The organism is Chryseobacterium herbae (assembly GCF_025154075.1).
Classification (GTDB): domain Bacteria; phylum Bacteroidota; class Bacteroidia; order Flavobacteriales; family Weeksellaceae; genus Chryseobacterium; species Chryseobacterium herbae.
Window position 1 is genome coordinate 659,401 of the sequence record NZ_JAOAMU010000003.1, and the last position, 13,103, is coordinate 672,503.

Annotated in this window: 14 protein-coding genes and 2 tRNA genes; 4 read left to right on the forward strand and 12 right to left on the reverse strand. The window is 37.3% G+C overall.

Annotated elements, in window-relative coordinates; translation table 11 throughout:
• Positions 1-41: 41 nt before the first annotated feature.
• Together N0B48_RS13035 and N0B48_RS13040 are read left to right on the forward strand one after the other, a co-directional pair.
• Positions 42-677, forward strand: coding sequence for a Crp/Fnr family transcriptional regulator (locus N0B48_RS13035; RefSeq protein ID WP_259839221.1), 636 nt, complete (start codon positions 42-44; stop codon positions 675-677).
• A gap of 337 nt (positions 678-1,014) precedes the next feature.
• A complete protein-coding gene (locus N0B48_RS13040) occupies positions 1,015-2,031 on the forward strand; it encodes an NAD-dependent epimerase/dehydratase family protein (RefSeq protein WP_259839222.1) in 1,017 nt (338 codons plus the stop codon).
• A 12-nt stretch (positions 2,032-2,043) separates the two neighbouring features.
• On the opposite strand, the gene N0B48_RS13045 is transcribed toward N0B48_RS13040, so the two are convergent.
• From N0B48_RS13045 to N0B48_RS13055, 3 genes are all read right to left on the reverse strand, one after another.
• Positions 2,044-2,667 carry a hypothetical protein gene (locus N0B48_RS13045; RefSeq protein WP_259839223.1) on the reverse strand — a complete coding sequence of 208 codons (624 nt, stop codon included), beginning with the start codon at positions 2,665-2,667 and terminating at the stop codon, positions 2,044-2,046.
• Between the two features lie 89 nt (positions 2,668-2,756).
• Complete coding sequence (locus N0B48_RS13050) at positions 2,757-3,236, reverse strand: VOC family protein (RefSeq protein ID WP_259839224.1); 480 nt, start codon at positions 3,234-3,236, stop codon at positions 2,757-2,759.
• A gap of 374 nt (positions 3,237-3,610) precedes the next feature.
• Positions 3,611-4,855, reverse strand: a complete 1,245-nt coding sequence (locus tag N0B48_RS13055; protein ID WP_259839225.1) for a hypothetical protein — start codon at positions 4,853-4,855, stop codon at positions 3,611-3,613.
• Positions 4,856-4,953: 98 nt separating this feature from the next.
• Between N0B48_RS13055 and N0B48_RS13060 the strand changes: the two genes are divergently transcribed.
• Both N0B48_RS13060 and N0B48_RS13065 read left to right on the forward strand, forming a co-directional pair.
• Complete coding sequence (locus tag N0B48_RS13060; RefSeq protein ID WP_259839226.1) at positions 4,954-5,517, forward strand: TetR/AcrR family transcriptional regulator; 564 nt, start codon at positions 4,954-4,956, stop codon at positions 5,515-5,517.
• A 38-nt stretch (positions 5,518-5,555) separates the two neighbouring features.
• Positions 5,556-6,974, forward strand: a complete 1,419-nt coding sequence (locus N0B48_RS13065) for an MFS transporter (RefSeq protein WP_259839227.1) — start codon at positions 5,556-5,558, stop codon at positions 6,972-6,974.
• Between the two features lie 46 nt (positions 6,975-7,020).
• Here the strand turns inward: N0B48_RS13065 and N0B48_RS13070 are convergent, their stop codons facing one another.
• From N0B48_RS13070 to N0B48_RS13110, 9 genes are all read right to left on the reverse strand, one after another.
• Entirely contained in the window at positions 7,021-8,133 is a 1,113-nt protein-coding gene (locus tag N0B48_RS13070; protein WP_259839228.1) for a TlpA family protein disulfide reductase, read from the reverse strand.
• A 215-nt stretch (positions 8,134-8,348) separates the two neighbouring features.
• Entirely contained in the window at positions 8,349-9,419 is a 1,071-nt protein-coding gene (locus N0B48_RS13075; RefSeq protein ID WP_259839229.1) for a serine hydrolase domain-containing protein, read from the reverse strand.
• Positions 9,420-9,500: 81 nt separating this feature from the next.
• The gene (locus tag N0B48_RS13080; protein ID WP_259839230.1) at positions 9,501-9,701 is read right to left on the reverse strand and encodes a YqaE/Pmp3 family membrane protein; all 201 of its coding nucleotides are present in this window, start codon (positions 9,699-9,701) and stop codon (positions 9,501-9,503) included.
• Between the two features lie 49 nt (positions 9,702-9,750).
• On the reverse strand, positions 9,751-10,188 hold the full coding sequence (locus N0B48_RS13085; RefSeq protein WP_259839231.1) for a hypothetical protein: 438 nt from the start codon (positions 10,186-10,188) through the stop codon (positions 9,751-9,753).
• 11 nt (positions 10,189-10,199) lie between these two features.
• Positions 10,200-10,931, reverse strand: a complete 732-nt coding sequence (locus tag N0B48_RS13090; RefSeq protein WP_259839232.1) for a class I SAM-dependent methyltransferase — start codon at positions 10,929-10,931, stop codon at positions 10,200-10,202.
• Position 10,932: 1 nt separating this feature from the next.
• Positions 10,933-11,005: transfer RNA gene (locus N0B48_RS13095), tRNA-OTHER, on the reverse strand.
• Between the two features lie 4 nt (positions 11,006-11,009).
• A tRNA-Lys gene (locus N0B48_RS13100) sits at positions 11,010-11,082 on the reverse strand.
• Between the two features lie 14 nt (positions 11,083-11,096).
• Entirely contained in the window at positions 11,097-12,407 is a 1,311-nt protein-coding gene (locus tag N0B48_RS13105; protein WP_259839233.1) for a hypothetical protein, read from the reverse strand.
• Positions 12,408-12,485: 78 nt separating this feature from the next.
• Entirely contained in the window at positions 12,486-12,989 is a 504-nt protein-coding gene (locus N0B48_RS13110) for a hypothetical protein (protein ID WP_259839234.1), read from the reverse strand.
• Positions 12,990-13,103 lie beyond the last annotated feature (114 nt).

Sequence of the window (13,103 nt, forward strand, 5' to 3'; positions counted from 1 at the left end):
GTGGTGGCATTACATAAAAAGTTGGAAAAAACAGAGAAACTTTGAATAAAGCAGGTTTTGTTTTGGCTATTTTTGTCAGATATTCCGAAAAATATTTCATCATGCATGACAGGCTTTTACAGGAGATGAATTCTGATTTTAATTTCAGTTCTGATGAAATTGAAACGGTTAAACTGTACTTTGAACCAGTCAGTTATTCAAAAAACACAGTCCTGGAGGAGGCCGGAAATATCCCCGAACATCTGTACTACATTGTTTCCGGATATCTCAGACTGTTTTATATGGATGAGGGCGGCAGTGAAATCACGACACATATCAACTGTCCTCCCGGATTTTTCACGTCTTATACCCATTTTATCAGCCAGACCAGATCTGAAGATCATGTACAGTGTATTACGGATTGTAACCTTTTAAGAATTACTAAAGAAAATCTTGATAAGCTGGTCAGCACCAGTCAGACGATGAAAGATTTCAGTATTTCCGTGTTTCAGAAGTCTATTGCTTATAATGAAAACCGTTCCAGAGAACTATCGGTCCTGAATGCAGAACAGCGGTATCTTAAACTGATAGAAAATTATCCGGAGATCATTCAGAATGTTCCCATTCAGTATATCGCTTCTTTTTTGGGAATGAAACCGGAAAGTCTCAGCAGGATCCGGAAGAGAATAATTAAGTAGATGCCAGATTTCAGACATGAGACATGAGACATCAGATTTCAGACTATTTTTAATAAGTCAATGGTCAATTTTACTTCGCAAGTGAATGGTGAATTAAGATTTTAGAGGTCAGATAACAGACATCAGATTTCAGACATGAGACTTTTACATTAATTTTCAGTAAGTCATAAAGTTTCGGGATGCGGGATTCGCGGTTTGAAGTAGCAACTGTCAACAAGCAACAAAACCCTACACTACATACTCTCAAACCCGTACCCCATAACTTTCAGATTAACTAACAAAAGTCAAGTGGTTCAGGAGCAGGGAAGGTGAACTTTACAGCATTAAAATCAATGCAATGATAAAGAACAATCTGGCTCTGGTTTCAGGGGCCAACGGACATTTGGGGAATAATGTAGTACGGCTTTTATTGAAAAAAGGTATTCCTGTACGGGCAGCGGTAAGAAATCCGAACAATACAAAACCTTTCGAAGGGCTGAACTGCGAGGTGGTGCAGGCCGATATCACGGATAAAGCTTCTTTTGTACGAGCACTTCAGGGTGTAGAAACTTTTTATGCAGTAGGCGCTTCCTTTAAATTGTGGGCAAAAGATCCAAAAAAAGAAATCTATGATGTGAACATCAATGGCACCCGCAATACGATAGAAGCGGCAGCTGAAGCCGGTGTAAAGAAAATAGTGTATGTGAGCTCAATTGCTGCTTTAAATTATTCAAAACTCCCGGCAAGAGAAAACGGCGGCTACAATCCGGATAGAAGGGATATGTATTACAATTCTAAAAATGACGGCGAAAAGCTGGCTTTCGAACTGGCGCACAAGCTGGGTATTGAACTGGTTTCCGTTATGCCTTCCGCAATGATTGGCAGCGACGCTTTTTTTCCATTGAATGTTTCCTACAATATCCTGAAGCTTATTCTGAACAAAGAAATCCCAGTCGATACAAAGATTACCCTGAATTGGATCGATGTAAAAGATGTAGCAGAAGGATGCTATCTCGCTGCCCAAAAAGGACGGACCGGTGAGCGCTATATTTTAGCTAATGAAAAGTGTATGACAATCACAGATACCACTGTTTTAGCCAGTAAATTATATCCCGAACTGAATTTAAAAGTACCGGGTTCAGTTCCTAAACCTTTACTATATGCTATTGCAGGAATGATGGAGCTGACCGCCAAATTGAGTAGAAAACCACCTTTATTGACGAGAAAAGACATTGCGATGTTCTCCGGACTTCAGCAGGATTTTGATATTTCCAAATCCAAAAATGAATTGGGATTCAATCCTAAAAGTCCTGAGCAGGCCGTAAAAGAAGCATTGGATTATCTGATGAAAAATAAAAATATTCTGGGGGCTTGAAAAAGCCTCTTTTTATGGAGTGTAAAGCTGAATAATAGATCCCTTATAATATTTCGTCAGGTCATAAAGCTCTCCGAAATAATGCTGCAACGCAAGATCGTTACTTTGCCCGGAGCCTTTTGCATGAAATTGTTCTTCTGCAAGGGCATACAAAGCCGGATGTTCCGTTTTTAAATAATGGGAAAGTACCGCACAGCTTCCTTTTTCTTTGAGTGCAATGTCTGTGAAAAAAAGGCCGTAGATCAGAAACTGATTGAAGTTTTGAGAATTCACCCTGAAATCCAGCTTCTGTTTGGAATACTTTTCGTAATCTGAAAGAATTTCCTGAAAAGACTGTACATTTTCTTCTTTAGGGATTTCGTAGAAAAGATCGAGACCATGGATGAACAGCTGGGTTTTGGCTTCTTCACTATCCGTTGGGTAAGCATTACTGAACCAGGTAAAAATACTTGAAAGCTCCTCTTTGGAAAGTTCTTCCACAGAATCTTTTACTTTATTTTTTATAATTTCAAGGCTTACTTTGGCATCAGGCTGAAGAAAATTCAGAATATTTTCCTCCTCACGGCAGAGTTTATTGTACAAATTGATTTTAGCAATATTCGGATTCGTTTTGATGAAATAAAGTTCTTCTGCCATTGCTTGATACCACACAATTTTTTCCAATATGGTACCTAAAGATACGAAATATGTAACGATTAAAATTAAAAATATTATGCAGTGAATGACTAATCATTTTTGATGGTTTCATGAAGTGCAATCCGGTTTCCTTCAGAATCTTCAAATTCAGCAACTGCAAATCCGTACTTTTCATTAACTTTTTTAGGATAGAGTATTTTCCCGCCATTCTGAAGCACCTTCGCCAATGATTGATCTATATTTTCTATTTTAAAATAAATAATAATTCCATCTTTTGTTGGTTTGTAGACATCTCCTTTTGCCAATACGCCGGTAATGCCACTGCTTTTTTCTTCAAAGGGAAATAAAGACATTTCATAACCATCAATATCTTCTTTTTCAAAACTGAAATTAAAAACATTCGTATAAAACTGCTCGGCACGTTTCATATCATTTACAGGAATTTCGAAGTAAACAACGGGGTTGGAAGGAGTCCTGTTTTTTTCTTTTGAGGTACAGGATAATAGCAGTAAAAGGAGAGTAGTACAATATAAAAATCGTACAAACGAAATTTCTCTATTCTTAATCATTAATTTTTTCATTAATACATATTGGATAATGTATGAAAATTACGGAGATATTTTTAAAATGAAAAGGAAAGATCATAATAAGGCACTATACTATTCAATAGAAATGGGCTTTAGCCCATTCCGTATATTTTGAAAGAGAATATGAAATTGCAGAGATATTTTTAAAATGAAAAGGGAAGCTCGTAATAAGGCAGTGTAATATTCAATAGGAATGGGCTTTAGCCCATTCTTTGAAATAAAGTATAAAATTACGGAGTTAAAATGGAAATGATAAATAGATAATAAAACGGAATAATATTCAATAGAAATGGGCTTTAGCCCATTCAACAAAAAAATATATCATTTGGCTTTAGCCAAAACCTAAATAATCCCCATCAATAATAAGTAATTTCATATGACTTAGACCACATTCTGTTTCTCTTCTCCGATGCATCTTCATAATAGATCAGATTGTTATGCATATCAAAAATATGAGTGATTTTAAGATCATCATCTTCATCGTACTGCGTTTCAATCCGGTTTCCATTTTCATATGAAATATGAGTAACGCAGTTGCTGTCACCTGTAGTGATCTTTTTTATGATTCTGTTTTCAGCATCGAATTCATAGGCATATTGATAACTTCCTCCGAAATCATGATTCTTTTCAGTTATACTGTAGCAGTGAGCTATCAGGAGGTTTTGATTATTGTATGTATTGGCATTGTATTCAATAAGAGTTAACTCTTTTTCATTAAAATCTGGCCAGTAGACATATTTTTCATTAGAAACTTCACGGTCGGCGTCGTCATAGGTTACATCGGTGAGCTCAACAAAAAAATCAATAGAAGGTTGTCCCGGAAGCTCTTTACCTTCCAAATTGTACCTGAATTCGTTGAGGAGACCTTTAATAACGATGGTGTAAGGCGATGTTTCATCCAATGGGATTTTTGATGTCTCAGGTAGGTTTTCATTGCTGACGTTTTTCAAATCATCCATCGTAATCCTGGTCATATGCTCGGCATGATAACTTTCATAATAATCAATACAGTCAGTACCAATTTCTTCCCTGGAAAACTTAAAACTTTGTAAAATCCGTTGCTTTTCATCTATAATCAGATGCCTTAGCTTGACCAATCTTTTTTCAGCATCAAATGATTTTCTTGTTATTGTATTTTCATGATAAAAATATTTAACGATATAAATGATTTCTCCTGAATCTGAAAACGAAACCTCTTCAAGAGCCTGATGAGATGTGTTAAATTGTTTTTGAAAAAGGATAGTCCCATCCTTTGAAAAGCTGATTAGTTTTCCCGTTGCATTATATTCTGTTGAGGTTTTTCCGAAGTCTTTTTTTTCCAATACATTAAAATCAGTGTCATAGTATTCTGTCCGGTTCCGGTTCCCCGATGAATCTTGGTAATGACATAGAATCATTTTAGGTGTATTTTCTCCCAAACGGTGAATTTCTTTAACCTCCATACCTTCCTTTTCATACCTCTTTTCAATACTGTCCAGAATGCCTTTTTTATACAGTTTAATTTCAGAAATTGCACCTTCAGGGGTATACATACTTTCAGTCTTTAGTTCTCCCGAACTGTATTTCTTTACTGATTTTACCTTTCCATAGAGTTGAGTCATCTTCTGAAATTTTAATTGCGAATAAAGATACAGAAACTCAAAAACAATAAAATAGATAGACTTATCTATTTTTTAGCTACATTTGTAAAAATTTCGGGATGAAAAAAGAGAAAGTACAGGAAAGGATTATCAGGGTGGCTTCGGAGCTGTTTTACAGACAGGGCTTCAATTCAACAGGAATTAATCAAATCATTGCTGAGGCAGATATTGCTATCGGATCACTGTACAATCATTTCTCATCCAAGAATGATCTTCTCCAGGCTTATTTGATCAAACAGGAAGTAGAATGGTTTAAAGGTTTTGAAGAACATTCCGTAAAAATTTCTGATGCAGCAGAAAAAATACTTTCTTTGGTTGATTACCGAAAAAAATTACAGCAATCCTCAAAATTTGCAGGTTGTCATTTTATAAAAATTGTAGCCGAAGTAGGAGACAGCAGCTCTGCAGTTTCTGATTTTGCCAGACAGCATAAAGACAAACAGAAAGAAATGATCCGAACATTAGTGAATGAATATGCTGAAAGTAAAAAGAATATTGATACTGATATACTCACAGAACAGATTTTTCTTTTAATAGAAGGCGCTGTAGTCACTTCTACGATCAGTAAAAACGCAGATTCTTTTGATCTGATCCAAAAAATGATTAAGGCACAGTTGTCTTAATTTTTTTTCTTAATTAAAATAGATATATCTATATAAAAATGAATGCTAAATATTTGAAATTGATCGTGATATTATCCGGTCAACTGCTGACGATCATGGATATCTTCATCATCAATGTTTCCATTCCGTCCATACAGAGTGATCTTCATGCTTCAAACGGAGAAATGCAGCTGATGATCGCATCTTATCTCATTGGTTTTGCATCATTCCTGATCACAGGCGGAAGGTTGGGCGATTTGTACGGGAGAAAAAAGATTTTCATGATAGGTCTGGTATTTTTTATGTTGAGCTCGGTGGCATGCGGAATTTCGGTGGGACCGGAAGTTCTCGTGATCTCCCGTTTTATTCAGGGAATCAGTGCGGCGATGATGTCTCCGCAGGTTCTTTCTATGATACAGATTCTGTTTACAGCGCATGAAGAAAGAACAAAAGCGATGGGCTGGTATGGAATTACCATTGGAGCAGGAACCATTTTAGGTCAGTTCCTGGGCGGTTATTTTTCATCGGTAACCTGGATGGAAGAATCGTGGAGACTTATTTTTCTGATCAATATTCCTGTATGTCTGTTGGCTATTTTTTTTAGCAAAAAAGTATTGAAAGAATCTAAAATATCAGTTGAAAAAAAGACTTTTGATTTCTTTGGAGTAGCAATCTTGGCTTCCGGGCTTTTCTGTTTTACCTACGCACTTACCATGTCTGAACACCAGGGAATTCAGATCAAAAGCTTATTACTGTCCGTAATTTCAATACTTATTTTAATCTGTTTTGTTAAAAATCAAAAGATGAGGTTAAAGCAAGGGAAATCTTATCTGATGGATTTTAATGTATTCAGCTATAAAAACTTCAATCTTGGAATACTCGCCGTTTCTTTTTTCTTCATTATGCTGGATTCCTATTTTTATATTCTTTCCCTTTTTTTCCAGGATGGACTGCAAATCGGGTCTATGGCGGCAGGAGAAATCATTGTTTTTCAGGGCATCGGTTTTATTCTGGCTTCTGTGTTTTCTGCGAGATTTATTTTAAGATACGGTAAAAAGTTTTTGATGACCGGATTGGTTTTGATTATGATGGTTCTGATTTTGCAGATCCTTTTATTTGATCAGGAAACACCATTTTTTGTGCTCTGTCTTTTGCTTTTTTTCCACGGAATCGGCGTGGGTTCCATTATCCCTTCATTGGCGAATATTGCGCTGTCCGGGCTGCCATCAACATTAGCGGGAAATGCTTCAGGAGTCTACAATACCTTTGTGCAGGCAGCTGCTATCGTAGGAATTATTGTCGTGGGAAGTGTTTTCTATTATTTTGTCGGAACAAAACCTTCTCCACAACATTATCACCAAGCTTTCTCGATTGCTTTGGCTGTGAACATTATTTGCCTGATTGTTGTTCTGCTTTCAATTGCAAAAGTTCCGGAACACATACTTCCTACAACAAAACGAAAAGACTCTAAGTTTTAAATTAATGCCCAAAAGTAACTTCCATCCTCCCTCTTCCAAGCCTTAATTATTTCAAATGCTTTTCTATGACAGCATCCAGCGTTTCCTGCCCGCCCAGTTCTTTTGAAACAATCTTTCCGCTACGGTCTACAATGATGAAAAGTGGATATCCTCCGGCGTTGAGCTTCCTGGTGAATTCTTTTGTTGTGTCAAAATAACTTTTCCAGGTGACATTATTCTCCTTGAATATTTTATTGGCCAGATCCATTCTCTGCTGCGTTTTATCGTCTGCTACACTGATGAAATTCACCCCTTTGTCTTTGTACTTTTCATACAGCTTAACAAGTTCCGGAAGTTCTTTAATACAAGGTTTACAGCTGGTAGACCAATAGTCGACCAGAGTGATTTTATAATCGGAAAAGGTTGCTTTTGTAATTTTTCGCTCCGAACCGAAATCAATCTCAGGAAAATTTCCCCCTACATTGGTCGAATTTTCAAGGATTAATATTTTTTCAAAATCCTTAAAACAGGAAGATGCTTTTATTTTTTTTGAAAATAAGGGAAGATCGGTCAGATAATTTTTATGAAAACCATACTTTGAAAAAACATCTATGATTTCCCAAAACGCAGGATATGATTCGGGATTTTTTTTGATGTATGTTTTTAATAGTTTTTCTTTATTTTCAAGATCTGCGGGATTATTTTGCTCAAACGGTCTGAGTTTTTCGTCTGCCTGTTGAAGATATTCTTTCAGCTTTTTATAATCGGTATTGATGGCCGCATCCGGTGGTATCACCAATGTTAAGTTTTTGTCTGCGACCTGGATTTTTAAATTTCCGTTTTCAATGAAGAACATCTTAGACTGCTGGAATCCTTTTTTATCTTCTTTCGGCCCCATCATGATCATAGGCATGGGGCAGGGAATATTTCCACTGATGGTATTATCCTGAGGCTGGATTTTAATGAGTGCTCCCTTTGAATTTCCAATAGATTTAACATTTTTCTGGTCCGCATTTAAATTCAGACTGTACACTGAAATGATGTTTCTTGAAGTGGGCGGAGGCGCCAATAACAGAGAATCTTTTTCAAATGCAGGGGCCGTCAGTTGAATATTAAACTGAGTTTGAGAAAATGCTGAACTGCTTACTAAAAATAATAATATTTGTGAAATTCTTTTCATATCAATGGATTGGGATATAAAGATATTACTTCATTATCCGATGTACAAATTTATTTACTTTTTCAGATCGGCGCGTTTCTATAGTGTTTGTAAACCAGATACATAAAAAGATATTAATTGGTTAAAATACGATCTGTTTTAGTGATAAGAAATTCCTCAGGCGAAAGAAAACAATAAGAAATTTAATATGGGGATTGTAATTTTCATTCGATGGATTATTTTTTAACAGACTGCAATGCAATCTTTGCAATGTTTCTGGTGATTTCCGTGGGGGAGTGGCAGTCACAGCTGCTCAATCCAATCACGTAAATATCTTCACCGGGAATATAGACGCCCATACTTTTAAATCCGAAAATACTTCCGCCATGTTCCCTGTCCGGACTTCCGTTGATGTCTTTCAGGTGCCATCCGTAACCATAAGTGAATTCTTCTCCGCTGTTCAGTCTGTATTTCTGGAATGCTTTTTTAGTTTCTGCCGGATTGAGAAGGGTGTTTTGATTCAAAGCCTTTTGCCATTTCAGCATATCATCTACCGTTGACATTAAAGAACCGGATGAAAAAGGAACACTGAAGTTGATCACTGTTTTGTTAACAAATCCATGTTCTTTCTGATGATATCCGTACGCTCTTTTCGGAATAATCTGACGGTCTGTGGCATAATAAGAATGGGTCATACCCGCTTTTTCAAAGATATTTTTTTTGATGAAATCTTCATAGGTCTGCCCTGAAACCAGCTCGATGATATATCCTAACACCACATATCCCGAATTATTATATTCAAATTTTTCTCCCGGAGCAAAATCTACAGGTTCATTTTTGAAAAAATCAACCATCATTTCAGGCTTCATTTCCTTTTGGGCGATGGTGGATATTGCTTTCATTTTTGTAAAATCCTTGATTCCCGAAGTATGGGTCAACAGATGATGGATGGTAATTTTGTCCCCTGAAGGATAGTCTTTGATGTATTTTGAAATTGGGTCGTTAACATTTAATTTTCCCTGCTGCTCCAGCATAAGGACTGCCACAGATGTAAACTGCTTGGTCATAGAACCGATCTGGAAAACGTTGTCAGGAGTCATGTTCACGTTCAGCTCCAGATTCGCTTTTCCGAATGCTTTGCGGTAGATGGTTTTTCCTTTGTGAGAAATCATAAATGCACCTCCGGGTCCGTTGGGATCATTGAATTCGGTAGTGATTAGGCTGTCTATCTTTTTTTCCTGGAGTTGAGCATCGATGGTGCTGCAAAAAAGCAACAGAAAGATTGAAAAAAGTTTTATAGTAATCATAATTATTATTTTGTTATGCAAAGATATAAATAATTATCATTACTATGTTATACTCTATAGTGATTTCGTAAAAAAGAAAAATTATCTTTGATTCTGTTTCACCGCCTTAATCAGTTTTTCATTGCGTCGGTCTGCTCTTGCATTGTTTAAGGATAAAGCGGCCCAGATGGCAGCAGGAAGCCAACCAATAAGTGTAATCTGTAAAATAAGACAGACAATTCCGGTAAGAATTTTTCCACGGATTATAAAGGACAGAAAGGGAAGTAAGATCGCTAGTAACATGATGTATAATTTTAGATGATAATTAAATTTTTATTGACTTTTCAGATTTTTATTCCTGAGCTACGGTTTCTTCGTAGTTTTCCGGTTCATTGGCTAAGGGAACAGGGAGGAAAGTATTTCCTTTTTTTGTATAGACTTTTGCACGGTAAGGGTGTTTTTCAATGCTGTTTCCGATGGCTTCAAACAGATCCGTTTGGGTAAACCATACTGTTCCGCATTCACCACAACCCCAGAATGGTTTTTCGTCTTCTACATAAGAAATCAGGCCATAGCAGGAGCTGATGGGACATCTCAAATGATCCTCATCCGTAGCTTTCTGTGGGTCAGGCGGATCCATGGTTTGTGGATTCAGAGGGAAGCCGTTATAACAGGAAGAACATTCCAGCATGATAAACCGCATTCCTTTTTTCTGCGAATCCAGAATAAAAGAGGCCTGTTCTCCGGATGCTGTAAATGTTTGTTTACAATGATCACACGTAATATTCATAATGATTTCTGTTATTTCTCTGCTGAGATCAAAAGCATCATGGGACGGCGCAGTTCATCTTTCATATCAGAAAATTCTTTCAGCATTTCTTTGCTGGGTTCTGGTTCTGTCAGTTCATTTATTTTGAAACCCTGCTTCAGCAAAGTATTCAGATAGGAAGTCAGTGTTCTATGATATTTTATCACATTTTCCCCTAAAAATGAGGTGTCTCTTTTTCCTTCTAAGAAATAACGATCAACGGGCCAATGCAGTTTTTCATTATTTTCATCATAGGTCCAATCCTGTTTTCCCTGTGCTGTAAAAACGGGATGTTCCACAGAAAATACGAAATGTCCACCAGGTTTGAGCCACTGATAAATATGATGAATAAGAGTGTCGAACGATTCTACATAGTGAAAGGTCAGCGAACTCAATACGATGTCAAATTTTTCTGAAGGATATTCCAGGTCCTCAAGAGCTTTCCGTATATATTCAATACCATTCAGTTGATTGATCACTTTTGCTTTTTCCAGCATTTTTTCTGAAAGATCAACCCCAATCACAGATTTTGCTCCCTTTTCAATGGCATAACGACAATGCCAACCGAAACCACAACCCAGATCAAGAACATCTTTTCCTGCAAAATCAGGCAGCATTTTTTTTAGTGCAGGCCATTCTCCGGCCCCTTCCAGTCCTTTTTGAGAGCGGAGCATTTTTTCATACTGTTCGAAAAAAGATGAATGGTCGTATTTATTTTCTTTCATGTTCTGATAACAGGGCTCGAACCTGTGTCCTCCCGGAAGAAGAGCCGGGTGCTCTGCCACTGAGCTATATCAGAAATGGGATAGGTGCAGGGCTCGAACCTGCGTCCACCCGGGTGAAGAGCCGGGAATTCTACCACTGAATTAACCTATCTTATTGTTCTATTTTCAGATCTTACCCGAAAAATACTTATTTTTTCTTAAAACCGAAGCCAGAAACGGATTGGATACTGTCACTCCATGTACCAGTTCGGGTGTTGGGGTAAACTGACTGACCTGATGAGTCCGTGGTGCGATCCAACCTGATTTTTCAGGATCAAGACCTACTTTTCTGCAGGCTTCCACAATCATTTTTTTATTACAGAATTCTTTCCCCTGAAAAACCTCCCACGGCAAAGGTACAGTATTCCAGACTTCTGTATTGGGGTCCAGTTTGCCTCCGGTGGATAAATGCCATGCGATGACATCGGCAGCCATCAGACGCATCACTTTTCCAAAACTTAGATCTTCCAGGATGTATTCCATTCCCAACGCGTAGATGATATTCATCCAGCTGTCTCTGGCTTTATTCCATGCTCCGGCGGTATTGTTCCACGTGGTGGAATCGTTGCCCCGCTGTACAGCCATTGTTTTCCTTTTGATATCGTTTTCAGCCCATAATTTTCCAAGAAATTCAGCAATTTCCTGAAGGATGTAGGTCCATTTTCCCAGCAGATTTCCTTTCTGCTCATCGGTAAGATGCTTCAGCACTTCTTCAGTTATATAAATATGGGAAACAGCCTGCCATTGGGTTCTGTCTAGGGTTTCTTTGCATCGGTTAAATAGCATTTCACATATTTCATCAAAAGGTCTTTCCTGACTCTGGTTGGTAAATGTGCTTCTAAGACCACTGCGGGCATTAAAATAGGCAATGAAACACGCCGTGTTCAGATCTGCATTAAAATCTTGAGGACTGATGGTGTGTGAAAGCCCATGTTTAGCTATTTTCTGAAATTTAATTTTTTTGGATTCCTGAATATATTGGTGCAGTCTTTTTTCAATGCGTTTTAGGAGGCGCCACTTTTTATTGTAATTCCTTTTGGAAATATCCAGCCCGGCTTCTTTTCTTTCTGTTTTATTAAGTCTGTCCGATTTGAAATCATTTTGTCCTACAGATTTTCGGATCAGAGGTGATATTTGATTTAAAAACAGTTCAATGTTATCAGCATTGTTGTAATCTGATTTTTCGTTTTCACGGATCTTAAAAATTTCAATGGCTTTTGTGATCTGTTTTTCAGCACCAACGGCAGTTCCGAAGGTTTCGAGCATGGAAGTATATCCATATACACTCCTTTTCAACGAACCCTGAGCTGCTTTTTCTAAAACAGAATGTTCAGACTTTGTCAGGCCATCTTTCAATAAATCAACGATCATTTCTGCAACATCTTCCGGACGTCTGCGCTGATCTAAAGTAGTATAAAGCTGTTCAATGGTTGTCATGATACGATCAAAATTATTAAAAAACCCCGGTTAGACCGGATAAAATACAGATTTTTTCAGATCTGGCTGGTCATCTCCTTATTTCTGTTGTCTCTTCAACGACCACCATGTAAGAACAGCTCCGATGATTCCTAAAAAGGTCAGTATGAATACAGCCAGACCTGTTACCATATCATAAAATAATGAACCCTGAAAATAAAACAGATCGGTGGATAAAAACAGTTTGCTTTTCTGAGGTTGATCAGGATTGATGAGAATAAGATAATCCCTTTTCTGTATTTTTTCTGAAACCGATTTTGAAAATTCATCCACCAGCTCACGGCTCTTTTTTCTGTTCCAAAACGGATAATATTTGTGTAAAGCTTCAGTCTCCGATTTTTTATACGTTGTTCCGTTAAACTGATATTCGTAATCAATATTGACGTAAGAATTTCCTTTTCGCCTATATCCTGAGTCCCAGGAAGCCAATGGCTGTATCATTTGGGCATTCACAGGTTTCCAATCTTGATGAGACCATTTAAATTCCAGAATTTTCAGAAACGGAGAAAGCGATAATAGGGTAATTAAAACGAGATAGACCATGCCGGTTGTTACCAGAAGATTCCTGGCTGTTTTTTTTAGGTTTAATAGTCAAATATAGTTGGTAGAATTCTTTGTAACGCCGATTATTATTGATCATACAGAAAGTTTATTGAA